Source organism: Planococcus sp. TJ-201 (genome assembly GCF_058268495.1).
This window is the reverse complement of record NZ_JBZDOG010000003.1, coordinates 41928-66003: the sequence shown is the minus strand read 5'-3', so window position 1 is coordinate 66003 and position 24076 is coordinate 41928. Positions and strand designations below refer to the sequence as shown.

Below are 24076 nucleotides of genomic sequence, written 5' to 3'. Positions count from 1 at the left end.
TTATCGCCTCCTTTTGGTAAGTTGACATTGTGGTATGCAAAATAGATTCTGTTTAGTTTATTCCACACAATATATGAAAATGCCTTCACTGGGACTAAAGATTTGAGAGCGCCTAGAAAATTCACCAATTAAAAAACCACCCAAAACACTCGAACAGCAAGGTTTTAGGTGGTTCTATTCAAATATACTTGTCCTTAAAATAATCCGATCCAATACCGCCAGCCACCATCAAAAATAAGGACAGGAAGTTGGAAAGGAATCTTGGCACTCCTTCCGGTATCACAATGGATGTTCCGAAAAAGTAATTTGACGCGAAAATGATGATTTTTGACACCAACAAAAAGGCACCTAACATAAACACACTATCGCAAAAAACTTTCCACTTTGGGTGAGCCAGCTGCTTGCTGTCTTGAATCACTTTGTCCTTCAACTCTTCATCACTCCTTAGCAGTTCGTCTATCGTAACGCCAAATAAGTCACTCAAATTGATAATCACTTCAATGCTTGGGTAATTTTTTCCGGTTTCCCATTTTGAAACGGACTGTCGGCTTACATGAATTTTGTCTGCAAGCTCCGCCTGCGACCACCCCTTTTTTTCTCTTTCGCTTTTCAAACGTTCACTGAAAATCATCGTACTCATCGCCTTTCCTTCTACTTTCAGTATTAAGAAATAAACTTATAAAGTAAAGATAGTTCTAGGCGCACCCTGCTGCAACCTCTGCTTGCTTATTTAAAAATTCAACAGATGAAAGAAAAAAAGAGATTGGAAATATTCCCAATCTCTTTCTATTTATTAATAGCTGGCACAAACCCTATTTCTTCCAGTACGTTTGGCTTTATATAAGCATTCATCAGCAGTGTCAACTATGCGATTTGTATCCGCTACTGTTTCTGGATAAGTTGCTGCACCGATCGAAACCGTAATGTTGATAGAATGCTGTGAGGAAACTCTAAAATGATAAATTTCTACCGCTTTTCTTATTCGTTCAGCAATTTCTACCGCCAGGTCGTTTTGGCAATCGGGCAAGATTACAGAAAATTCCTCTCCACCGTTTCTCGAAACAATATCAAAAGATCGGCTTGTATTCTTTAAAACTTTTCCAAGCTCTTTTAGGATTTTGTCACCAACTGGGTGGCCATATGTGTCATTGACGTTTTTAAAATGATCAATGTCAATGATTAACAACGAGAGCCTTTCATTCTTTTCTGCTGCACTTCCAACTAATGTATTCCATACCGCATCAAATTGCCGGACGTTATTTAAGCCTGTAAGAAAATCTGTCACGGACTCCTGCTCGTATTTCATCAGAAGATACTGCGTTTTTCGAATGTATTCAACAAAGAAAATCGAAATGAGCCCACCGATGATAGAAATGACCCAATAAACAGGGATCAAACTTTTCAAAACAAGAAAATCACTAATAAGAATACTAATGACTACGCTGAAGACAATGTTTGAAAATAGGATCATCACAAAGCCCTTTTTGTAAGAACTTGCATTAGCACTAAATTTTTTAAATAGCTTATGAATAATGATGAAGCCGATGATTAAAGCGATCATTAAGATGGCGGCTGCAAAAGCTGACATCGTCAGGCCAAAAATGAACCTTCCAAATATAATAACTACTGCACTGATAGTAGCTTGGGGTATCCCTAAAAAAAGGACAAGCAGCATAACCGGTATAAATCGCAAATCGACGATAGTTTCAGTTGTTACTTGTATAGAGAAATACATCAGCAAAAATCCTAATGCTCCCCCTGCTATTCCGTCAGCCAGTACGGCTTTTCTGTAAGATTCATCTAATCCAAGTTTCTTTCTAAGTTGCAAATAAATAAAAATCAAGGCAATGAGAACACATAAATTTATGAACAAGTTATCAATAAGATCAAACAAAAGATTTCCTCCACCTATATTTATTGGAATAATATTACAACAAAACTATTAATTGTACATTTTTATTTACTTTAATAATATATCATATAAATATTGTTCAACTATTCTCTTTTCGAATCTTTTACAATCACTTTTCGGCTTTTGTCACAATATCTCTTTATTTCATTAACAACATTGAAGCCCCTCTCTTCCGCCATATCCATAAACTTTTAAAAAGAAAGAAAGTCACCAGCTGAACTGACCCTTCAAGTGATGTACACTATAAAAAAAGATGACTTCGGTGAACTACCGAAGTCATCTTTTGGATACCTATTCCAGCTGCGGGGTTTGTCTTGATAAACTTTCCATTTCAATGAGGCTCAGTTTCCCCAAAAAATCTCTTTTTGATTTATTAGGGATAGATATTCATCCGATAAATTGATTATTTCCAGGTCTCCTGCAAAGTATCTCTAAACAATTCGTCCAGCATTTCCGTCGGATCCTCTACCTCAACCACAAGGTTTCTTGTATACTCCTCGAGCCGTTCCATTTCGCTTTCCAAAAAATCGTTAATCACCTCAATGCGATCCTCTAAATCCATTTCGTCGCCTGCCAGTTTACGTTTCAACAATTGTTCAATTTGTTTTTTCAATTCACCTGTAGGAACAATATCTTCCATTAATTCATTGAAGCCAATTGGTGGTGTCGTATTGTACTTTTCAATCCAGTTGCATGCCAAAATTGGGCGCAGCACATAAAAATATTTTTTGATTTTGACTTCTGGCCCCTGAAGATATTCCTGGTAATTGTTTTTTGCCATGTTTAAATAATGGTATAGCATAGAATTCGGATAAAATACATCTGACTCCAAAGAGCGCATGTGATCAATAAACGAGTCTTTTTGATAATAGATGATGTCGCTTCGCAGCCATTCCAAAAGCGGTGGATTGCTTTTTCGAAACAGGCGAAGTGCTTTAGTCAACTCCCAGCCACTTATGTCCAATAACTCACTAATCGGTTCTTCAATCACGTCTCTCTTTACAGCACTTCCTTGTGGATCAATCGAGAGGTACCATGCCGGCAAATGAATATAAATAAACCGAACATCGTAATCACTGTCTTTTGAAGGAAATCCCCATGCCCGACTTCCAGATTCAACAGCGTATAACACCTTCACATTAAATTTTTCCTCTATGCCGATTAACTTCTGCTGGATAATTTCATTCATATGTATTCCCCTTTGTGAGCTTGTATCTATTAAGTTTATCGGTTATCAAAAGAAATTGAAATCTTAAGATCAAGCTCGTCTGATCATAATCTTTATTCACGCGCCCAGGCCGCAATGCCTGCAATGTCTCCTGGTGTTGTTCTGCAGCACCCTCCAATCATGTGGGCACCTGCTTCATACCATTGGCGTGTATTCAAGGCAAATTGATTTACTGAAGTTCCTTCACCCCAGGTCTTGCTCGACGGGTCATATTCTTCGCCTGAATTCGGATACACAATGATGGGTTTCGCCGTTTGGCTTTTCACTTCTTTAATCAGCGATTCGATTAGGTGGGGTGCTGAACAATTGATGCCAATTGCGGCTGCTTGCGGTTGTTTGTCCAGCCACTCTGCACACTTTGAGATTTTGTCTCCATCACTTATATGACGTTCATCTTTTGCGCTAAAACTGAACCACGCATAGACCTCTGGAAATTCCTTTAATACTGCCACAATTGCTTTGGCTTCTGCCAAGCAAGGAATGGTTTCACACGCTAAAATATCTGCACCTGCATCGATCAATATACGGATCCGTTCCTTATGGAAATTTATTAGTTCCTGTTCGCTTACCGCATAATCGCCGCGGTATTCAGAGCCATCTGAAAGAAAAGCACCATATGGGCCGACAGAGGCAGCCACAATTGGCTTTGGCCTGTTCGACCGGTTTTCCACCCTGCTCCAAAATTCATCCCGGGCCTCTGCTGCAAGTTTCACCGATTTTCCGATCAGGCTGTTTGCTTCGTCCTCGCTCAATCCTTTTTCTTTGTATCCTTCAGTCGTTGCCTGGTAGCTGGCGGTGATGGCGCAGTCTGCACCGGCGTGGAAATAGTCCAAGTGAACTTTTTTGATTAGCTCGGGATTTTCCATGAGCACTTTTGCCGACCATAGACGATCATGTAAATTGCAGCCATACTCCTCAAGCTCTGTCGCCATTGCACCATCAACAATAACAATAGGGAAGTGATTTAAAATTTGTTCGATCGGGTTCATTCCACAACATCCTTTCCACATTCAAGCTTATTGCAACAACTCTGGATCTAAAGAAGCTGTCGGTCTATCAAATAAGTACACTTTGGAATTGGGCGCAAGTCACGCGGCTGCTGTCCCGAGTAGCGTGTCTACGCAATTTTCTTGTTAAATAAAAAAACCTCTTCCAATAGGAAAGAGGTTTTGGCCGAATTCTTATCTCTCAGAATAAAACACTCTGCAGGAATTAGCACCTCTCATACAAATGATGGTTGCTGGACGTCATAGGGCCTGTCCCTCGGTCTCTCTTGATAAGTTATTTAGTTTTTGCATATTAACGATAGTATGGGACATTGCCTCTCTTGTCAAACACATTTTGCTTCAAATATGGACTTGTCTAAAGGATGGAAGGGGCAAGGCGCACAATGAACGATTGACAATCCATCAAATCTTCCATACGATCTATTAATAATTCACATGCGATTTTTCATAAAGCTGTTATTTTGAAACTGACTTTTTTCCACAAAGAATGGAGCGAGAAAATGACTAAACAAGCTGTTTTTGAAGTGGCGATAATTGGTGCAGGAACGATGGGAATGGCGGCTGGTGCTTTTTTGGCGCAGCAAAAAGTAAAGACTGTCTTGATAGATGCCTTCGATCCGCCGCATAGCCATGGCAGCCATCACGGCGATACCCGCTTGATCCGTCATGCGTATGGGGAAGGCAGGCAGTACGTAACGTTAGTAAAACGGGCCCAGCAATTGTGGCAAGAACTGGAACAGCAAACAGGATATAAAATTTTTGAAAATACCGGCGTAATCGGCCTGGGTCCGGAAGATTCGCCTTTTTTAGTGGAGATGATGGCTTCTGCGGAGAAGCATAACCTTTTGTTAGAGCTGATGACGGGCTTGGAAGTTAATGCGAGATGGCCTGGATTTTCTGTACCGGATCATTTTATTGGCTGCTTTGAAACACAGTCGGGCATTCTGTACAGTGAAAATGCCATTCTGGCCTATAAAGAAACCGCTCTTGCACATGGTGCGAGCTTCGTTCCAAATACAAGGGTTCAGCACATAGACCTGAATGATGAACAAGGTGTCAAGATTTCCACTGAACGTGCGACATTTTATGCCAAGAAAGTCATTGTCACGGCGGGAGCCTGGGCGGCAAAGCTGTTGCCGGATTTAACGCTGCCGCTTCAACCCACTCGCAAAGCTGTTGCTTGGTTTGAAGCACCTTCCGACTTGTACGATGCTGTTAATTTCCCTGCTTTTTTTGTAGAAGATCAGAATAAGAAATTTTATGGTTTTCCTAAGTTGAATGGTGGCGGGGTCAAAATTGGGAGATCCGATGGTGGGCAGCCGATCGATCCAGATCGTCAAACGCAAAACTTTGGATTATACGAAACAGATGAAAACGACTTGCGGGAAGGGCTGGAACGTTACTTGCCTCAGGCAAATGGCAAACTGGAGCAAGGCAAAACGTGTCTATACACACTTTCAAGCGATAATGATTTTATCGTTGATGTTCATCCGGAAGACAGCCGTATTATTTTTGCCTGCGGGTTTTCCGGACACGGTTTCAAATTTGGCAGTGTCATGGGAGAAGTGTTGAGCCAACTGGCTATGACAGGCGAAAGTGAGCTGGATATTTCCATCTTCGCCCTCAACAGATTTGGTTTGCAGCCTGAAGCACAGGAAGGCTCGCGATAACAAGTTTCTGAAAAAGGTGGAAGTGACGAAAATCCACCTCCTTATTCCACACAAAAAAATCCCGGTCAGCGCAATGTGCTGACCGGGATTTTCCTTATTAGTTTTCTAGGTTGAAACGATCAGCGTTCATCACTTTGTTCCAAGCTTTGATGAAATCGCGAACGAATTTTTCTTGGTTGTCGTCTTGTGCGTAAACTTCGGCAACTGCGCGAAGAATCGCATTTGAACCGAATACGAGGTCAAAACGCGTTGCTGTGCGAACAACTTCGCCTGTCGTGCGGTTTTTGCCTTCGTATTTATTGAATTCTACTGGCGTCCACTCGATGTTCATATCCAATAAGTTAACGAAGAAATCATTTGTTAACACGCCGACTTTGTCGGTGAAGATTCCTTCTGTTGCTCCTTGGTAGTTTGCACCGAATGCACGCATACCGCCGACTAAAACAGTCATTTCTGGAGCTGTTAAGCCAAGCAAGTTCGCTTTATCAAGCAGCATTTCTTCTGGGCTTGTAGCGTATTCTTTCTTCTGGTAGTTTCTGAAACCGTCTGAAATTGGCTCCAATGGCTCGAAGCTTTCTGCATCAGTCTGTTCTTCAAGTGCATCTCCACGGCCTTGCGTAAATGGTACCGCAACATCAAATCCAGCTGCTTTTACAGCTTGTTCGATTGCAGCGTTCCCGCCAAGCACAATCAAGTCAGCGATGCTGATTTTGTTGTCAGTGCTTGCTTTTAAGTGCTCATAGAAGTAAAGAACTTTAGCCAATTCTTCTGGCTCGTTTACTTCCCAATCGCGTTGAGGAGCAAAACGGATGCGTGCTCCGTTTGAACCGCCGCGCTTGTCTGAATCACGATATGTGCTGGCAGAAGCCCAAGCGGTTTTAACCAATAGCTGCGGGTTTATTCCGCTTTCAAGAATCTTCACTTTCAGCTCATCCAGTTCTTTGTCTTTCAATGTACCTGGTGCTGCTGGTACTGGATCTTGCCAGATCAAATCTTCTGCTGGAACTTCTGGCCCCAAATAACGCTCTTTTGGTCCCATGTCGCGGTGAAGAAGTTTGAACCATGCGCGGGCGAAAGCATCTTGGAACTCTTCCATATTTTCATAGTAACGACGTGAAATTTTTTCGTATGCTGGATCCATGCGAAGTGCCATATCTGCCGTCGTCATCATTGTTTTCACTTTGATGGACGAGTCTTCTGCATCAGGTGCCATCTGTTCTTCTGACAAATCTTTTGCCGTCCATTGATAAGCGCCTGCAGGAGATTTCGTCAATTCCCACTCATAGCCAAACAACTGCTCATAGTAGCCATTGTCCCATTGTGTCGGGTTGGCAGTCCAAGCGCCTTCGATACCACTTGAAATCGTGTCGCGGCCTTTTCCTGAACCGTGCGTGCTCTTCCAGCCCATTCCCATATTTTCCATTACGGCTGCTTCTGGATCGTCGCCTACTTTGGAAGCATCTCCAGCGCCGTGAGCTTTACCAAATGTATGCCCACCTGCGATCAACGCAACGGTCTCTTCGTCGTTCATTCCCATGCGTGCAAACGTCTCACGGATGTCGAAAGCACTTCCAAGAGGATCCGGCTTGCCATTTGGTCCTTCAGGATTTACATAGATCAAGCCCATCTCAACTGCAGCAAGCGGTTTTTCTAATTCGCGATCTCCTGAATAACGGTTATCTGACAGCCACTCTTTTTCATTGCCCCAATAAACGTCTTCTTCCGGTGACCAAATGTCTTCACGGCCTCCGCCGAATCCGAATGTTTTGAAGCCCATTGATTCAAGTGCCACGTTACCTGTCAAAACAAGCAAATCAGCCCATGAAATTTTGTTTCCGTATTTCTTTTTGATCGGCCACAACAAACGACGGGCCTTGTCCAAGTTTACGTTATCCGGCCAGCTGTTAAGTGGTGCAAAACGCTGGTTTCCGGTAGAACCGCCTCCGCGGCCATCTGTTGCACGATAAGTACCTGCAGCATGCCATGACATACGGATAAACAAACCGCCGTAATGGCCATAGTCAGCCGGCCACCATTCTTGGCTGTTGGTCATCAAATCGTTAAGATCCTGCTTTAATGCATCATAATCCAATTTCTCGAATTCTGCTTTGTAATCAAACTCTTCCCCTAGAGGATTCGATTTTTTGTCATGCTGATGCAGAATGTTAACATTCAGCATGTTCGGCCACCAGTCTTTATTTTGGGTTTTGCCTGGTTTGTTCGAAGTTGTAATGGCACTGTCTTTATGCCCGCCTGTTTGGCTGCTTGGCTGTCCGCCTCCGCCCGTTACCGGACATTGTGCATCGGATGCAGCTGTGTGACGCTTTTGTTCATTGTTATCCATTTTTAAAACCCTCCTAAAAATAATGAAAATAGTGAACATTGTTCTTAACTTATTGATACCGACTAATTGATGACGGCATGTAATCATTCTTACATTAGAATTATACTAAACTAGAGACGAACTGAACAGTGATAAGGACGGAATTGGGGCAACTCTTTTTCGCGGTGTCCAAACGCGGAAAAGCTGCCCCAATTTTTTCTCAATGTCTCTGCAAGATACGCAAAACTTAAGAATCGTCATTTCAAAGATTACTTAGTGCATCACTCCATCCAAAAGGAAGCAGCACCTCCACATCACAACTGGTTAAAGAATGAAGCGAACAGGACAAAAACAATAAGCAGAACAAAGATCGTGATAATGATGCCCGGCAGTACAACGATGAAAAATCCTTTCCAAGACGAGACACGATGCGCTTCGCCTACCGCTTTGCAAACAATGACAAATGTCCACACAGACACCACCGCCATTACGATAGACATGATGACGACAATTGGATCGCCTTCTACATCCGTACGGTCCGCAAAAAAGGTGGTTGGCGACGCAAAGGCCCAGACAATCAGCAATGGCAAGAGCCAAATTTGCGGTATTTGCGCAGTGGCAAGCGCCTTAAACATTTCCTGATAGTCTGCCTTGCCTTTAAATAACCGACCTACCAATGTTAATACAGCGGCACCTAGGAAATAGCCAAATGCACTTCCGATTGGACCGGTAATCAGTGCCTGGAGAACGGCTGCCCAAACTTCCATGTCTGCATTCCGGGTACTCATGAGCCCAATCAGGCCAGAAGCAAATCCCGTCAAAACAATGAGCAAGATGATATATGTGGCGGGCTTGCGATCAATGACAAAGCGGACGGTTGAACGTGTGCGCAGCCAAATGTCCGTTAGTGGATTGACCTCATACTCTCTGGATAATCGATCTTCCCTGACCACGATTTCTCTCTCCTTTCTTTTGTTTTCCATGACGTCCGGCGGCAGCATCTCTTCATTCTTTTATTTCCCCTTTTCATCTTTTATTATCAGAAAAATACTTAAATTCTTTTTAAGATAACAAAAAAGGGATTCTTCCAGGCAGCATCTGCATGGAAAAATCCCTTTGGCAATAAACACAATGGATCTAAACGAAAAATATAAATTCTATTTAATTTTTATAATTCGTCACCTGTTGCAAAGAGAGGGTTTCTTCAACGAATCCAATAGCTTTTTCAATAATAAAACCCAATTCATAATCCATAGAAGCGATGTGATATGAATTGTGCAATTCGTATTTCCACACGTTCTTTGATTGAATCTTGCTGAGAACATAATCGGTATTGCTCGGCGGCACAACGTGATCTTCGAGCGACTGAAAACAAACAACCGGACAACGTACATTTGAGAGATTGGCATCGACAGCAGTCATATATTCCAATAATTGGTGATACGCCCTAACTGGCGATTGCTGATACGTGATTTCCACCACATCTGTTCTTTTGATATCTGGCTGGTCTTCTGAGATGTAGTCAAACCCTGGCTGGTTGCGGTGTGTCTCAAATGCTGGGATGTCGATCGCCGGGTTGATCAAGACTATTCCTTGAATAGCCGGATAGCGGCTGGCTAAATCCAAACTCAAGGTCCCGCCCATCGATTGGCCGATGACGAAAACGGTTGAACATGTTTGCTTCAATTCGGTATATGCATCTTCTATCCGCGCAAACCAATTGTTGTGGGTCACTTGTTCAAGATCTTTAAAATGCGTGCCGTGGCCAGGAAGCCTCGGACAGGAAACCGTGTAGCCGTTCGCAGCAATGGCTTCCCCTAGCTCCCTGACACTTTGCGGTGTGCCTAAAAAGCCATGGCATAACAAAATTCCAATGTGGTTTCCTTTTAGAAAAAATGATTCAGCTTGCGGGATGACGGGATAATGTTCATTAACCATGTGAATCCTCCTTTGCCTGATTTAACGGTAAGAAGGTTTCCCCACCTACAATCGACCTGCTGAAAAAGCTTATTCATATTAGACTATAGTTAAAACTTACTTGTCAACTAGGTTTTAAAACCGTACATACTAAAATAAAACAAGAGTCTCTCCTTATTGATGAAGGAGCGACTCTTGTTCGATGGTGATGACTTGCTTGGTTTCGGCAGCTTCCATGATGCCCAAAATCACTTTCAGCGACTTGAGTGCATCTTCACCCGTAACAATGGGCTCCTGATCCAATCGAATGGAATCAATGAAAGCATCGATGACGCCGCTGGGTGTCTGGTTGTCATTCGTCTGCATGGCTTCCAGCTCATAATTTACTTTTTCACCCGACTGCATAATGATTTCCAGCTGATACCGGTCGTTGTGATAAATTTTCATGATGCCTTTCTCGCAATAAACAATGGTGCTATTGTCTTCTTCTCCGTAATACGTCCAGGAGAACGCCGCGTTTCCGATGCGCCCTTTTCGGGTGGCCAAGCTGCATACCAAATTGTCGCATACTCCGATTGGCTGACCATGTTCATCCACTTTGTGCAAAGCACCTTGAAACGCACTCACTTGAACAATTTCATCGTCGAGCAAATAATGCAGCAAATCGATTTTATGGATGCCAAGATCTCCGCCGACGCCAAATCCTGACCGCTCTTTTTTGAAAAACCACGTGGACTTGGTTTTATTGATGCCCCAGGCTTCAGGACCTGAATGTCCAAATGCTGTTCGGAACGTTAAGACCTTTCCAAGCTCTCCGCTGGCAATGATTTCTTTCGCTTTTTGATGCGCACGCGTAAACCGCTGATTATGATCCACCATCAGCTTTTTACCCGACTTTTTCTGAGCAGCTAAAATGGTGCGTGCGTTTTCTGCCGTCAACGAAATCGGTTTTTCGCACAGCACATGTTTTCCGCTCAACAGCGCCTGAGTCGAAAACAAATGGTGGTGCTCATTCGACGAACAATCGCTGATGGCAACGATGTCGGGATCGTTAAACAGCTCGTCGACGCTCTGGACAAGACTTCCGCCAAACAATTCCACCATCGCTTCGGCACGGTCGAGGTTGCGGTCGTAAAAAACGATTTCATCCACATAAGGATTGGCGGTGTATTCCGGTGCATGGCGCATTTTTGTAATGGACCCGCACCCGATGATGCCTACTTTGATGCCCATTCCATTTCCCCCTATTCTCTTTTCTGGAACACAACAGCGATGATGATGATCAACCCTTTAACAAATCCTTGAAGGTGAGGCGAAACATTCATCAAATTCATCATATTGTTCAAGATGCCCAAAATGAGAATGCCGAAGATTGTTCCGATTATTTTTCCTCGGCCGCCGGTCATGCGTGTCCCTCCAATAATAACAGCCGCAATGGCATCCAGTTCATATTGCGCACCCGAACTGGAAGAAGAAATCGAATTCAGGCGAGAAGTTTCGATGACTGCTGCAACCCCAACCAGCGTCCCAATGAGCGTATAAACACCAATTTTGATGCGGTCTATGCGAATTGCTGACAGCATCGCTGCTTTTTCGTTTGATCCAAGAGCATAGACATACCTGCCAAAGCGGGTTTTGTGCATCAATACATAAATCACGACTGCCATTACGAAGAAAATAATGACCGGCACATCAAAAATCCAAAAATCACTGTTGGCAATGGCGGTAAATCCACTGACTTCACCGGATACACTGCCGCCTTCTGCGATATACAGCGCAATTGAACGCGCCCCTGCCATCATGCCAAGCGTCGCAATAAAGGAGGCAATCCTGCCTTTTGCAACCATTAGGCCATTCAAGAACCCCGCAAACGAGCCAACCAAAAGTGCGGTGAAAACACCCACTAAAATACTGCCAGATGCATTCAATGCCAATACGGATACAACACCAGCAAGGGCCAAAACAGAACCGACCGATAAATCGATGCCACCTGACAACATGACTACCGTCATCCCAAGCGCGATAATCCCGATGATCGACACTTGCATCAATATATTCAATTGGTTATTGATATCCAAAAAACGTGGATTCATCACAGTGGCCGCGATAAAAATAATGACAAATGCGATAATGACACTGTATTCCGACCACAGCCAGGTCATCCGGCTTTTCATATTCGGAGATTCCGGACTGTATTCTTTTGTATTGATATTAGCCAATTTTCTCTCCCTCCCTCTTCGCTCCAGTGGCGTAATGCATGATTTCTTCTTCGCTTGCGTCATCGCCCGTAAAATGCGCCGCGATTTCCCCGTGATACATGACATGGATGTTATGGCAAATCCGCATTACTTCAGGAGCTTCCGAGGACAAAATGATAATGGCTTTGCCGAGCTTCGCCAACGCCAAAATCTGCTGATAAATCTCTTGCTTGGCGCCTACGTCGATGCCTTGTGTCGGGTTATCGAAAATAAGGATATCCGTTTCCGCTTCCAGCCACTTGGCAATGATGACTTTTTGCTGGTTTCCGCCGCTCAATTTATCAATGGTGATCCGCGGATTGTGCACTTTAATATTTAACATCTTTTTGTACGTGTTAAATGTCTCCTGTTCTTTTTTATCTTGGATAAACCCCAGGCGCTCAAAGTTCCCCATCGAGGACAAACTCATATTATGGATAACACTCAAGTCTTTGATAATAGCATTTTCTTTCCGGTCTTTCGGCACATAGCCCAGTCCCGCCTGCAGAGCTTTTCGCGGATGATTAATCTTCACAACTTGGCCCTTCACTTTTATCGTACCCGCGTATTTTTTCCGGTAGCCAAACAAGCTTTCAAAAAGCTCTGTCCGGCCATCTCCCGCCAGGCCCGTAAATCCTACTATTTGTCCTCTTTGCACAGTAAAATTGATGTCTTTGAACAAGCCGGCACTCGTCAAGCCTTGGACTTCTAATGCCATGTCTCCAAAGCTATGTTCATGCACATACCGCTCCTGTGAAATGGATTTCCCTACCATCAGCTTGGTGATCACTTCCAGGTTTTCATGTTCCATGACATCCGTCTTGACCAGTTGGCCATCCCGCAAAACCGTGTACCGGTCGCATACTTCCTGGATTTCCTTTAACTTATGCGAAATATAAATGATGGAAACACCGGATTTTTTCAAGTTGCGCATCAGTTCAAATAGCCGGCTGACTTCATGTTCGGCGAGCGAGGTCGTCGGTTCATCCATGATGATCAATTGAGACTTGTGCAGCAAAGCTTTTGAAATCTCAATCAATTGCTTGTAGGAAGTTGCCAGGTTGCGGACATACTCTTTCGGATTGATGGATACGCCAAGTTCCGCTAAAATTTCCCGGGTTTGGCGGCACATTTCTTCCACGTTCAAAAATCCGATTTTATTGCGAATTTCTGAACCTAGAAACATGTTTTCATACACTTTCAAGTCGCCGACCATATTCAGTTCCTGGTGAATAAAGCTGATGCCCTGCGCCTGTGAAACATGCGGACTGGCCATGCTGATTTCTTTTCCTTTGACAAAAATTTGTCCATTGTCCGGTTGGTGGACACCGCCTAAAATATTCATCAGCGTTGATTTGCCTGCCCCATTTTCTCCAAGCAGCGCATGGATTTCACCTTGTTCCACTTCCAGCGTTACCTTTTTCAACACCGGCACGCTGTTAAACGATTTTTCAATATTGGTCATTGTTACAAAGGGATTGGAAGACATGTCGGTACCTCCTTATAGGAAAAGAGGAAATGCAATGACTCCACTGCATTTCCTGGCAGTCCGTTTAAAATTTCGAATCTGGATCGTAATATTCTTCTACGTTTTCACTTGTTACTTGCGTCGCTTCTTTCACGACCATCGATTCAGCCGGTTCTTCGCCCTGTGCAAGATCGGCTGCGATCGTTACCGCATCTTCTACCATCGTCGGCGAGTAAAGGAAAGTCGCTTTCATGAGCCCGTCGTTTTGGATATCTTCAAAGACGCCTTTCGCTCCACCTGCGCCCGTGACAAATTGGATATCGGTACGGCCGGCCTCTTCAATGGCTTGCAAGACACCTAACGCCATGCCATCATCCTGTGTAAAGACGGCATCAATTTCTGGGTTGGCCTGCAAAATGTTTTGCATGACTTCCAAGGAAGTCTCCGTAGAAAAGTCTCCGCTTTGAGATGCGATGATCTCCATTCCTGGCTCGCCAGCAACAGCTTCTTGGAATCCAGCACCTCGCTGTTCGGTTACCGAACTTGGAGGACCAGTAATCTCCACAATTTTGCCCTCGCCGTTCAATTGTTCCACAAAATATTGTCCGGCATTGACGCCAATTCCTTCATTGTCTCCTTTAACGACTACCGTTGCTGCATCATTTTCAAGTTCCCGGTCAACGATGACCAATGGGATGCCTGCATCTTTAATTTTTTGCCCCACTGGACTCAACGCCGCAGATTCGATCGGCAGCATGACAATCACGTCCACTTCCTGTGCAATCAAATCGTCCACGTCGTTTGCCTGCGTATTCGGGTCGGCGGCATTGGTCATGACGTAGTCAATGCCTTCGCTTTCCTGCAGCTCCATTGCCTGTTGTTCTGCACTTTCAATTAATGCTCCCATCCAGCCATGTGTTGCCGAAGGAAGAGAGATGCCGATTGTCAATTGTTCGTCTCCTCCGTTTTCATCGGTCGAGACGGCATCCTCTGTTGCCTCCTCGCCGCATGCTGCCAATACAAAAATAGTGATGAAAGACAATAAAATGATCCATAACTTCTTCACTTTATCCACCCCTTCAGTTTTTTAAAAGCTATCCTGCAGATGTAAACGGTTACATTAAAGGCTAAAATCAGTGCGCCTATCTCAGCCACCTTATCCGGTAGTCGATTCCCGGACGACCAATTCATAGCCAAGCACGACGCTGTCTACCGGTTTTCCTTGTATTTTCTCGATCAGCATCCGCGCTGCCACGGTTCCCATCTTATACATTGGCTGAGCCACTGTGGTCAGTGCCGGATTGGTCATATTGGAAAAATCAATGTTATCAAAACCGGCTACTGCGATATCATTTGGTACATGGAGGCCCGCAGCATTAATTTCTTTAAGGGCACCGATTGCCAATAAATCTGATACGGCAAACACGGCTGTTGGCCGATCTTCCAGTTTCAGAATTTTCTTCAGCGCCTGCTGGCCTTGTTCAAAACCCAATTCTTGTGTATAGAGAACATAATCCGGATTGAACGGAATCTCGTGTTCTTGGAGCGCCCGCTCATACCCCATTCGCCGCTCACGCGCATAAAGGAACTTTTCATCTGAATTCATCAGCGCAATTTTTTGATGTCCCATTTGGATGAGATGCTTGACTGCACGGTACGATGCTTCTTCGCTGTCGATGGTGACGTACGGAATGCCAATGCCGCCTCCATATTCACTGCATTGGATAATGGCGTAGTTTTCGGCCAGTTCTTTCAAGGTCTCTACGTTCACTGCGGGATCCATTGAAATAATGCCATCCGCCATCTTCTTCCGCAGCAAGTCGAAATAGATTTCCTCTTTTTCGGGCTTCGAATCCGTTTCACATAACAAAATGCTGTAGTTTTGGCTGAGTGCCATGTTCTCGATTCCTTTGATGATTTCAAAATAAAAAGGATTGGAAATGGTCGGAATCAGGATCAGCACAATGCGGCTTTCCGAATTCCGCAAGTTTCGGCCCAGCATGCTTGGCTCATAATTTAAGGATTGGATCGCCTCCTCCACCTTCTGCTTGGTTTTTGCTGTAACAATATTTTTTCCGGTGAGCACCCGAGAGACGGTTGCAACTGAGACCCCTGCACGCTTGGCCACTTGTTGGATGTTTGCCATATTGCTTCCTTCTTTCTGACACGACACGCATGCGTTGAAATGAAATCGATTACATTTTCATCATAAATTATTCTGAATTATCTGTCAACAAAGAATTTTTAATGAAAAAATCATTGATTTAGAGCGAATTTTTCTATATGTTAAAAATGTAATGGTTTACATGACGGTATATTCAGAAAACTAGAATGGAGTGATTTTCGTGAAATTGGGAGTTTTTACTGTATTGTTCTCCGACCGGAGCTTTGAAGACATGCTGGCTTATGTGGTTTCAAAAGGCATTGAAGCCATCGAGCTGGGCACAGGCGGCTACCCGGGAAATGCCCATTGCAAATTGGACGAGCTGCTGAATGATGCCAACAAACAGCAAGGGTTCAATCAGCAAATTAAGGACGCCGGCTTGATCATCAGCGCACTCAGCTGCCACGCCAACCCGCTTCACCCGCAAAAACAGATTGCAGATGAGGCAGATGAGCTGCTCACCAAGACCATGCAACTGGCATCAAAACTCGGAGTTCCTGTTGTTAACACGTTTTCCGGCTGTCCGGGCGACCACGAAAATGCGCTGTACCCCAACTGGCCCATCGCTGCATGGCCAAACGATTTCCAGGAAATTTTAAAATGGCAATGGGAAGAAAAGCTGATTCCATACTGGAAAGAGAAAAACAGCCTGGCTGAATCGCTCAATGTTAAAATTGGCTTGGAGCTGCATGGCGGCTTTTCCGTCCATACTCCTGCCACCATGCTGCGGCTGAGGGAAGCGTGCGGTCCTGCAATCGGCGCCAACCTGGACCCAAGCCATATGTGGTGGCAAGGTATCGATCCCGTGGAAGCCATCAAAATTCTCGGACGTGAAAACGCCATCCATCATTTCCATGCCAAAGATACCGTCATCGACCAAGCCAACACCAACCGAAACGGCCTGACGGATATGACCGACTATTCGCAGATGAAAGACCGTTCCTGGTATTTCCGCACCGTCGGATTTGGCCACGACCAAAAAACTTGGGCCGACATTATCAGCACCTTACGCCTCTACGATTACGATTACGTAGTGAGCATTGAACACGAAGATGGGCTGATGTCGATCAACGAAGGCTTTACGAAAGCGGTAGAGAATTTAAAGCCCGTGATGGTGAAAGAATCAGTTGGGGAGATGTGGTGGACGTGATTGCCAATGAAAAAAGAAACCTCACTGGGCTCCTTTTAACAGGGCTCACTGAGGTTTTTTCAAGTTCAATACATTTTACTTTCCTGCTACTCCAACTCTTCCTCCGCAAGCAGCTTAAACCCTTCGATCATTGTGTCTTCTTCCACTTCGATCAAAATGCAGCGCTTGCCGTTATAGTTCACCTCTTTGACGTAACGTAAGTCTTGGGGGCTGATCGCAATATTGGCGACTTTCGTGCTGATTTTGATGGACTTGGACGAATAGCTTGGAACAATATGGCTGGCTTTCATTTCGTAAGTTTTATCTTCTACGACTTGTTGAAATGCCCTTTCCACTTTTTCCGGACTGACGTCCTTGACGCCGCTTGCCTTTAATACACGTGTAATCTCAGTCGTGTCCAAAATGGGCGCTTCCTCTTCATCATCGTCACTTTCTTCTGCGACAACCAGCATCTGGTTGATTTCATCGTAGACGCCAGCGAGCGTTCTGGAATTCACTTCGTCGCTGCCAATGACGGCTTTAACGATTTCTTCAAATACCGCTTTTTCTTCCTCCGCCGTAATGATCTCGTCGCCGTTTAACACATTCTCGATAAACTGAAAATCCGGCTTGTTCGCTTTGCCCGCCGCATACAGAACGTGGTGGATGTCTGCGGAATTGTCCGTGAAGCTTGGGAATAAAAACCCGCCAATTGGAGAAGCCAGTTTGATAACCGGGTCAACCAGTACATTCGACTTGAATTCTTTCTCGACAAAATCAAATACCAGCGAACTTTTCGGCAGTTCGGTTTGGTTCATGCTGCAAAGAATAAATGAAGTCGTATACACTTCATCGCGCATGTCGATTTCTGTTTCATCGGGCTGGCGTCTTGTCGTTTTCGAGTAGTTTCCGCGAATGAACGTGACGACCATATCCTTTTCATAGGTCCGGTCTTCCACCATTTTCAAAGCAATGCGCTGCATATTCTCTTTCCATTCAGCAACTTCTTTTGCCTCAAGCCCTTCATACAGAAGCCGCTGCGTGTGGTCTGCCTGCCCTTCTTCTTGCGGCTGGAACTTCACTTCAAACATTTTGGCATCGAGCTTTCCGCCCAATACCTTTTTAAAATTGTTAAAGAACAGCTCTTGCTGCTCCCGGTCCAACATCGAAAACGAGCGGCTTTCCTCGTGAAAAATCTCATTGCTTTCCTGCTGGATGTAAATGTTATAAATTTCAGCGATTTTTAATAAATCGGTATCCAGTTTAAATCGTTTGCGAATGTCCGCTATATCTTTTTTATTCATTTTGAATTCCAACTCCCTAACTTGTAAGTCCATGATGTATACAAAAAAAGAGCATCCAAAGCTATTGTAGCTTTTGGTGCTCTTTCATTATAACAATATTTTAGGTCGAGAAAGTAACCTTAAAAGATTGGCCGTTAACGTCTTGCGGCATACAGTCGGCGATGAAGCTGGTGGACCTGTTCTGCAAGTTCCGGAACCGGACCCTCTACTGCCGCATCCTTGAGCACTTCTCCGATAGAGAGATTCCGGACAGGGGATGGCGCAGCGCCCAATTCGCTTAACCACCCGGCTAATTGCTCCGACGAGCTGGCGTAGACGATCCGTCCCAAACCGACCCAGCCGTGTGCCGCGGCACACATCGGGCAATGTTCCCCGGAAGTATAAACCGTCGCCTTGCTTCTTTCCTCTAGAGACATATGATTTGCCGCCCATCTTGCTATCGCAAACTCCGGATGCTGCGTATGGTCCCCGCCTGCCACGTGGTTATGGTCTTCAAACAGCACTTCTCCAGCAGCCGAAACAAGGACGGACCCAAATGGCTCATCGCCTTTTTCCAAGGCTGTTTCTGCCAATTCCACACAACGCCGCAAATGTTTTAAATCTGTGTCGCTAATCATTTTAGCTCCCCCTTTGCTCTATAGTCTTGTTCATGACTTTACGCCATTCAATTAGCGATGCCAATCGATGTGTTTTCATATTGTGGATCCCTTAAAACTTTTACGATAAAATGGGCAACGTCCGCACGTGATATGGACTTCGATTTTTCGGGAACGCCTTTCGCTGCTTCTTTGTATGTCCCTGTAAAAGTCCCGTCGGTTAACCCCATTGGTCTGACAAATGTGTAGATTAGTCCATGTGCTTCAATATGATCGACAGCAGCCCGGTGATCTGTGAGTGCATTTTTAAGCACGCCCATCATTAGTTTCCCGCTTACGCCTGGCAGTTCGTCATAGATTCCCGCAGACGCGGTGTAGACGATGCGTTTTACACCATGCTGCAGCATGCCTGCCACAATATTTTTGATCATGTCTTGAAGATCAGTCGATTTCTTCATCCCTTGATTAGAACCTAAGCAGGAAACGACCGCGTCATGGCCTGCTATTGCCGCTGCGACTCTTTCTGGATGAAAGGCATCTCCCTGAACGACCGTTAAATTTTCGTGTTCAATTTTCAACTTTGCGGGTGTCCGCACAAATGCAGTGACCTCAAATCCGCTTTCGATTGCCTGCTTCACAACCAATTGGCCCACACCGCCTGTGGCCCCGAACACAATGATTTTCATGTCTCTTCACCTTTCCTTCCCAAATAGTTGAATTGAAAACAAAATCTTATATCTGCATTATTTCTCAATACCCGCCATATGCACGTTTCACTCCATTGGAATACTTTTACGAATATCCACTTCATTTATAAATCCATGCTGCATCCAAAAAAAGAGCACCAAAAGCTCGTTGGCTTCTGGTGCTCTTTCACTATAATCTGAGACTACACTCTATCAAACTCATCCGGATCCGCGAACATACGCTGATCCTTATTCAGGGCATTGATTTTGTCCATATTTTCCGGGGAAATTTCAAAATCAAAAACACCTGCATTTTCAGCAATACGGTGAGCTTTTATTGACTTTGGAATCGTCACGACTCCCGTTTGGATGTCCCAGCGGATAATAATTTGAGCTGTTGACTTGTTGTATTCTTCTGCAATTTCCATCAACACCGGATCATTCAGCAATTCCCCCTGCATTAACGGAGACCAGGCTTCGAGTTGGATGCCATGCTCTTTACAAAAACCGTGGAGTTCTCGTTGATTAAATCGCGGATGGTACTCAACTTGATTGACCATCGGCACCACTTCACAGTTGGAGATAATTTCTTCAAGGTGATGAACTTTAAAGTTGCTCACGCCAATGGCACGAACGCGTCCATCTTTATAAAGCTTTTCAAGCGCTTTCCACGTTTCTGCGAATTTCCCTTTTGAAGGAAGGGGCCAATGAATCAAATACAGATCTAAGTAATCCAAGCCCAGTTTCCCCATACTTTCATCAAACGCGGCGAGAGTGGCATCATAGCCGTGATTGGCGTTCCACACTTTTGTCGTAATGAACAATTCTTCTCTCGGAACATGGGTTTCAGCAAGCGCTTTGCCGACACCTTCTTCGTTTCCATAAATAGCGGCCGTATCGATGCTGCGGTAGCCTACTTCAAGAGCCGATTTTATGGACTGTTCGACTTCTGCACCGTCTTCTACTTTAAAGACGCCCAGGCCCAGCCACGGCATTTTTACCCCGTTATGTAAGGTAGTTGTTGGTTGAATCGGATTTGACATGTTTGCACCCCTTATCTGAATTTCTTAATTTATTTATATGTTTACGTAATTTCTCCACTTATGAACAGGCTTCCAATTCAGAAGCTGCTTGGCCTTCTCGTTGTTTAACAGCGGATCGTAGCCTGTCAGTTCTTTTTTAAATTCGCTTACATCCGGATAGCATGTTTCCATCAATTGTTTGCTCTTGATGTCCATACTGGTTTCATCTGCTCCGATATTCAAGGCAACAGAACCAAGTCCATCCGTTTCCACGGCCAGTCGATAAGCACTAGCAGCATCACGGGTATCAATATAGCTCCACAAAATGGTTTTCCGCTGTTCCGGATCGTGGATAAATCCAGGGAAATTCGAATACATTTCAGGTGCAATAACATTTCCCAACCGGAACGATACAACCTGCATGCCTGTTCTGCGTTCGATCATGTCGGCAGTGTTTTCATTGACAATCTTGGACAAGCCGTAGCTTTCTTCCGGCAATTGCGGGTGTGCCTCATCTATCGGTACATACTGTGGAGTTAAATTTTGCGTTGAAAAACAAATGCCGTATGAAGACTCACTGGATGAAATGACCGCTTTTTTAATCCCCAAACTCCCCGCAGCTTCTAAAATGTTATACGTGGACATGACGTTATTCTGAAACGTCACTTCGTTCGGATGCGAGTAAGCAACCGGAATCGCTGCAAGATGAACCACCGCATCGGCACCAGCCAACACACCATAAACCTCACCGAGATTCGTCAAATCCGTGATTACCGTTCTGCAAATCGCTTCTTTTGGATGCTTCATATCTGCATTGACAACTTCATAGCCATGCTCCAAAAATTCCTTTATCACGTCCCGGCCCAGCAGGCCACTTCCACCTGTTACGACTACCTTTTGCATGTTCATCCCTCCATTTTTTGAGCGTTGCTGAATTGTGTAAATAAAACTGGTTTCATTTAATAACTTTGTTTATCAATCAAACTAACTATAGGTGAAAAAGGAATTATCATCAAGTAGATTAGGTTTGGGTTCTTCGCAATGTACCCTAAATACCATTTCTTAATGAACCGAGGACTTGCTGATACTTTCAAAAATGAAAAAGGATCCCACGAAGGATCCTCATACATTTTTAGCAATAGGAAAGTGTTTGATGTTCTTCTTTCCCCATTCGTCCATCAGCAAAACGATTGGAATGAGGCTTTCCCCTAAATCTGTTAGGGAATATTCCACCCTCGATGGAACTTCAGGAAATACTTTCCGATGAACAATCCCGTCTTCTTCCAACTCTCTGATTTGCGTGGTTAATACCTTATGCGTAATTTTTGGAAGCAATCGTTTAATCTCACTAAATCGTAAAGTACCTTCTGTTTCTAAATAGTAAATAATGATGATTTTCCATTTGCCACTAATAATCGATAAGGTCAGTTCTTTTTCGCAATTAAATTCGCCACACTCAATTTCTCTTTTTATTTCTGACCGTAACTCATCCATTGGGCTGCTCCTTCCCTTCTATTCCTGAAAGTATCCTTTTGGTAACCTTCTCACAAAAAAGTGCGTTCTTCCAATAAAAAGAATTGTAATTTAGAATAAACAGAATATATAGATTTCTTTTCTTGGTAAAACGTTTTGATTCTCTCTTTGGTGCTGGCATTTTACGTGTGAAAAAATGGGATAGGAGATGACAAGGATGGCAGGAAACAGAGCGGTGGTATACAGAGGTGCTGGACATGTAACCGTTGAAGACATCAGTTACCCTGAATTAATCATTAGAGACGGCCCGGGGGTAAATCCGTTAAACGTCGGGCGCAAATGCGAGCATGGCGTGATTGTGAAAATCGTTACCACGAATATTTGCGGAAGCGACCAACACATGGTGCGGGGTCGGACGACAGCTCCTGAAGGGCTTGTCCTCGGCCATGAAATTACCGGTGAAGTCATTGAAGTGGGCCGGGATGTTGAATTTATAAAAAAAGGAGACCTCGTGTCTGTACCATTTAATATTGCCTGTGGCCGCTGCCGCAGCTGCAAAGAGCAAGATACGCATATTTGCGAGAACGTAAACCCGGACCGTCCGGGATCTGCTTATGGCTACGTTGATATGGGCGGATGGGTTGGCGGCCAATCGGAATATGTCATGGTCCCTTACGCAGACTTTCAGTTGCTGAAATTTCCGGATAAAGATCAGGCGATGGAAAAAATACTTGATTTAACGATGCTTTCTGATATTTTTCCGACAGGCTATCATGGTGCCGTGAGTGCTGGTGTAAAACCAGGAGCTACTGTCTATGTTGCCGGGGCTGGCCCTGTAGGTTTAGCCGCTGCCCACTCTGCCCAACTATTGGGTGCATCTGTTGTGATTGTAGGGGATTTAAACAAAGAGCGCCTTGCACAAGCCCATAGTTTCGGCTGTGAAACCGTAAACCTTCGGGAACATGCGAATCTCGGAGAACAAATTGCTCAAATTCTGGGTGTCCCGGAGGTTGACTGCGCCATTGATTGCGTCGGCTTTGAAGCCAGCGGACATGGCGAGGGAGCTGGTGAAGCACCCGCTATCGTATTAAATTCCATTATGGAAGTGACTCGTGCAGGTGGACGCCTTGGCATACCCGGACTCTATGTAACTGGTGATCCAGGCGCATCCGATGAAGATGCAAAAAATGGAACCTTGAAGGTGCGTTTAGGACTTGGCTGGGCAAAAGCACATACTTTTGTAACAGGCCAAACGCCAGTTATGAGATACCATCGCGACTTAATGATGACGATTTTAAGTGGGAGAGCGCAAATTGCCAAAGCGGTAAACGCAACGGTAATCTCTTTAGACCAGGCACCAGAGGCCTATGCTGAATTTGACCAAGGCGCTTCCAAAAAATTTGTCATTGATCCCCACGGAAATTTGAATAAGTAACGTGTTTTCCTATAAGCCCACAGAAAAACAAGGAGGTCCATTCCCATGAACAAAATCACGTTGGAATTGGCAAAAAAAATTATTGCTGGTGCTGAAGAAGAAGCAGCTCAACTTGGCATTTCCATGGTTATTTCGGTGGTGGATGATGGCGGAAATCTAGTGGCCATTCATCGGATGGATGATGCGTGGTTGGCGAGTATCGACATTTCCCAAAACAAAGCATGGACATCTGTAGCTCTGAAAATGCCTACAGGTAATCTGGCGGATGCGACCGTACCTGCAGCTGAACTTTTTGGGTTAAATACAACCAACAACGGGCGTCTTGTCGTGTTTGGCGGAGGAATCCCCCTTCTCATTGACGGTAGAGTAGCGGGAGCAATAGGCGTCAGCGGGAGTGCCGTGCCGCATGATGTGCAAGTTGCGGAAGCCGGTGTGAAGGTGTTTAATGAGCAAGCAACATTGTAAAAGATTTCTATGTGAAGAAGCGCCAGGAGTATGATCCTAG

General features: G+C 44.5%; 22 protein-coding genes and 1 riboswitch. Of the genes, 4 read left to right on the top strand and 18 right to left on the bottom strand.

Annotated features, from left to right (window positions below; translation table 11 throughout):
• Positions 1–178: 178 nt before the first annotated feature.
• From AC4EG4_RS08710 to mmuM, 4 genes are all read right to left on the bottom strand, one after another.
• Positions 179–631, bottom strand: a complete 453-nt coding sequence (locus AC4EG4_RS08710; protein WP_490987796.1) for a helix-turn-helix domain-containing protein — start codon at positions 629–631, stop codon at positions 179–181.
• Between the two features lie 162 nt (positions 632–793).
• On the bottom strand, positions 794–1894 hold the full coding sequence (locus AC4EG4_RS08705) for a diguanylate cyclase (protein ID WP_490987545.1): 1101 nt from the start codon (positions 1892–1894) through the stop codon (positions 794–796).
• Positions 1895–2315: 421 nt separating this feature from the next.
• Positions 2316–3101, bottom strand: a complete 786-nt coding sequence (locus AC4EG4_RS08700; RefSeq protein ID WP_490987544.1) for a nucleotidyltransferase domain-containing protein — start codon at positions 3099–3101, stop codon at positions 2316–2318.
• A 92-nt stretch (positions 3102–3193) separates the two neighbouring features.
• The gene (gene mmuM / locus AC4EG4_RS08695; protein WP_490987543.1) at positions 3194–4129 is read right to left on the bottom strand and encodes a homocysteine S-methyltransferase; all 936 of its coding nucleotides are present in this window, start codon (positions 4127–4129) and stop codon (positions 3194–3196) included.
• A gap of 189 nt (positions 4130–4318) precedes the next feature.
• A riboswitch (SAM riboswitch) is annotated at positions 4319–4423 on the bottom strand.
• A 224-nt stretch (positions 4424–4647) separates the two neighbouring features.
• Between mmuM and solA the strand changes: the two genes are divergently transcribed.
• On the top strand, positions 4648–5817 hold the full coding sequence (solA, locus tag AC4EG4_RS08690; protein ID WP_490976811.1) for an N-methyl-L-tryptophan oxidase: 1170 nt from the start codon (positions 4648–4650) through the stop codon (positions 5815–5817).
• 97 nt (positions 5818–5914) lie between these two features.
• On the opposite strand, the gene katG is transcribed toward solA, so the two are convergent.
• The 8 genes from katG to AC4EG4_RS08650 all read right to left on the bottom strand — a co-directional run bounded on the left by katG (position 5915) and on the right by AC4EG4_RS08650 (position 15908).
• Positions 5915–8161 (bottom strand): catalase/peroxidase HPI, encoded by a 2247-nt coding sequence (gene katG, locus AC4EG4_RS08685; RefSeq protein ID WP_490987542.1) that lies wholly within the window; start codon positions 8159–8161, stop codon positions 5915–5917.
• A 293-nt stretch (positions 8162–8454) separates the two neighbouring features.
• Positions 8455–9093 carry a Yip1 family protein gene (locus tag AC4EG4_RS08680; RefSeq protein ID WP_490976809.1) on the bottom strand — a complete coding sequence of 213 codons (639 nt, stop codon included), beginning with the start codon at positions 9091–9093 and terminating at the stop codon, positions 8455–8457.
• Positions 9094–9301: 208 nt separating this feature from the next.
• Entirely contained in the window at positions 9302–10078 is a 777-nt protein-coding gene (locus tag AC4EG4_RS08675; RefSeq protein WP_490976808.1) for an alpha/beta hydrolase, read from the bottom strand.
• A gap of 153 nt (positions 10079–10231) precedes the next feature.
• Complete coding sequence (locus tag AC4EG4_RS08670) at positions 10232–11290, bottom strand: Gfo/Idh/MocA family protein (RefSeq protein WP_490976807.1); 1059 nt, start codon at positions 11288–11290, stop codon at positions 10232–10234.
• An 11-nt stretch (positions 11291–11301) separates the two neighbouring features.
• Positions 11302–12276 (bottom strand): ABC transporter permease, encoded by a 975-nt coding sequence (locus AC4EG4_RS08665; RefSeq protein WP_490976806.1) that lies wholly within the window; start codon positions 12274–12276, stop codon positions 11302–11304.
• Positions 12269–13783, bottom strand: a complete 1515-nt coding sequence (locus AC4EG4_RS08660; protein ID WP_490976805.1) for a sugar ABC transporter ATP-binding protein — start codon at positions 13781–13783, stop codon at positions 12269–12271. The genes AC4EG4_RS08665 and AC4EG4_RS08660 overlap by 8 nt, the downstream gene beginning before the upstream one ends.
• 64 nt (positions 13784–13847) lie before the next feature.
• The gene (locus AC4EG4_RS08655; RefSeq protein ID WP_490987541.1) at positions 13848–14828 is read right to left on the bottom strand and encodes a substrate-binding domain-containing protein; all 981 of its coding nucleotides are present in this window, start codon (positions 14826–14828) and stop codon (positions 13848–13850) included.
• A 90-nt stretch (positions 14829–14918) separates the two neighbouring features.
• Positions 14919–15908, bottom strand: a complete 990-nt coding sequence (locus tag AC4EG4_RS08650) for a LacI family DNA-binding transcriptional regulator (RefSeq protein WP_490987540.1) — start codon at positions 15906–15908, stop codon at positions 14919–14921.
• A gap of 199 nt (positions 15909–16107) precedes the next feature.
• Here AC4EG4_RS08650 and AC4EG4_RS08645 point away from each other — a divergent pair, with 199 nt between their 5' ends.
• Positions 16108–17076: a sugar phosphate isomerase/epimerase family protein gene (locus AC4EG4_RS08645; RefSeq protein WP_490987539.1), complete on the top strand. Its 969-nt coding sequence runs from the start codon at positions 16108–16110 to the stop codon at positions 17074–17076.
• An 86-nt stretch (positions 17077–17162) separates the two neighbouring features.
• Here the strand turns inward: AC4EG4_RS08645 and AC4EG4_RS08640 are convergent, their stop codons facing one another.
• The 6 genes from AC4EG4_RS08640 to AC4EG4_RS08615 form a co-directional block, all read right to left on the bottom strand.
• Complete coding sequence (locus tag AC4EG4_RS08640; protein WP_490987538.1) at positions 17163–18359, bottom strand: DUF4317 domain-containing protein; 1197 nt, start codon at positions 18357–18359, stop codon at positions 17163–17165.
• Positions 18360–18493: 134 nt separating this feature from the next.
• Positions 18494–18976 (bottom strand): nucleoside deaminase, encoded by a 483-nt coding sequence (locus tag AC4EG4_RS08635; RefSeq protein ID WP_490987537.1) that lies wholly within the window; start codon positions 18974–18976, stop codon positions 18494–18496.
• A gap of 47 nt (positions 18977–19023) precedes the next feature.
• Entirely contained in the window at positions 19024–19641 is a 618-nt protein-coding gene (locus tag AC4EG4_RS08630) for an NAD(P)-dependent oxidoreductase (protein ID WP_490987536.1), read from the bottom strand.
• A gap of 203 nt (positions 19642–19844) precedes the next feature.
• Positions 19845–20684 (bottom strand): aldo/keto reductase, encoded by an 840-nt coding sequence (locus tag AC4EG4_RS08625; protein WP_490987535.1) that lies wholly within the window; start codon positions 20682–20684, stop codon positions 19845–19847.
• A 33-nt stretch (positions 20685–20717) separates the two neighbouring features.
• Entirely contained in the window at positions 20718–21566 is an 849-nt protein-coding gene (locus AC4EG4_RS08620; protein WP_490987534.1) for an NAD-dependent epimerase/dehydratase family protein, read from the bottom strand.
• Positions 21567–21785: 219 nt separating this feature from the next.
• On the bottom strand, positions 21786–22157 hold the full coding sequence (locus tag AC4EG4_RS08615; RefSeq protein ID WP_490976796.1) for a winged helix-turn-helix transcriptional regulator: 372 nt from the start codon (positions 22155–22157) through the stop codon (positions 21786–21788).
• Positions 22158–22353: 196 nt separating this feature from the next.
• Here AC4EG4_RS08615 and fdhA point away from each other — a divergent pair, with 196 nt between their 5' ends.
• Both fdhA and AC4EG4_RS08605 read left to right on the top strand, forming a co-directional pair.
• Positions 22354–23571, top strand: coding sequence for a formaldehyde dehydrogenase, glutathione-independent (gene fdhA, locus AC4EG4_RS08610; protein WP_490976795.1), 1218 nt, complete (start codon positions 22354–22356; stop codon positions 23569–23571).
• A 45-nt stretch (positions 23572–23616) separates the two neighbouring features.
• Positions 23617–24036, top strand: coding sequence for a GlcG/HbpS family heme-binding protein (locus tag AC4EG4_RS08605; RefSeq protein WP_490987533.1), 420 nt, complete (start codon positions 23617–23619; stop codon positions 24034–24036).
• Positions 24037–24076: the final 40 nt, after the last annotated feature.

Bases quoted from the DNA above. Each gene is read 5' to 3' on its own strand.
- AC4EG4_RS08710 (WP_490987796.1), bottom strand. From the start codon at position 631: ATGATTTTCAGTGAACGTTTGAAAAGCGAAAGAGAAAAAAAGGGGTGG.
- AC4EG4_RS08700 (WP_490987544.1), bottom strand. From the start codon at position 3,101: ATGAATGAAATTATCCAGCAGAAGTTAATCGGCATAGAGGAAAAATTT.
- mmuM (WP_490987543.1), bottom strand. From the start codon at position 4,129: ATGAACCCGATCGAACAAATTTTAAATCACTTCCCTATTGTTATTGTT.
- solA (WP_490976811.1), top strand. From the start codon at position 4,648: ATGACTAAACAAGCTGTTTTTGAAGTGGCGATAATTGGTGCAGGAACG.
- katG (WP_490987542.1), bottom strand. From the start codon at position 8,161: ATGGATAACAATGAACAAAAGCGTCACACAGCTGCATCCGATGCACAA.
- AC4EG4_RS08675 (WP_490976808.1), bottom strand. From the start codon at position 10,078: ATGGTTAATGAACATTATCCCGTCATCCCGCAAGCTGAATCATTTTTT.
- AC4EG4_RS08670 (WP_490976807.1), bottom strand. From the start codon at position 11,290: ATGGGCATCAAAGTAGGCATCATCGGGTGCGGGTCCATTACAAAAATG.
- AC4EG4_RS08660 (WP_490976805.1), bottom strand. From the start codon at position 13,783: ATGTCTTCCAATCCCTTTGTAACAATGACCAATATTGAAAAATCGTTT.
- AC4EG4_RS08650 (WP_490987540.1), bottom strand. From the start codon at position 15,908: ATGGCAAACATCCAACAAGTGGCCAAGCGTGCAGGGGTCTCAGTTGCA.
- AC4EG4_RS08640 (WP_490987538.1), bottom strand. From the start codon at position 18,359: ATGAATAAAAAAGATATAGCGGACATTCGCAAACGATTTAAACTGGAT.
- AC4EG4_RS08635 (WP_490987537.1), bottom strand. From the start codon at position 18,976: ATGATTAGCGACACAGATTTAAAACATTTGCGGCGTTGTGTGGAATTG.
- AC4EG4_RS08630 (WP_490987536.1), bottom strand. From the start codon at position 19,641: ATGAAAATCATTGTGTTCGGGGCCACAGGCGGTGTGGGCCAATTGGTT.
- AC4EG4_RS08625 (WP_490987535.1), bottom strand. From the start codon at position 20,684: ATGTCAAATCCGATTCAACCAACAACTACCTTACATAACGGGGTAAAA.
- AC4EG4_RS08620 (WP_490987534.1), bottom strand. From the start codon at position 21,566: ATGCAAAAGGTAGTCGTAACAGGTGGAAGTGGCCTGCTGGGCCGGGAC.
- AC4EG4_RS08615 (WP_490976796.1), bottom strand. From the start codon at position 22,157: ATGGATGAGTTACGGTCAGAAATAAAAAGAGAAATTGAGTGTGGCGAA.
- fdhA (WP_490976795.1), top strand. From the start codon at position 22,354: ATGGCAGGAAACAGAGCGGTGGTATACAGAGGTGCTGGACATGTAACC.
- AC4EG4_RS08605 (WP_490987533.1), top strand. From the start codon at position 23,617: ATGAACAAAATCACGTTGGAATTGGCAAAAAAAATTATTGCTGGTGCT.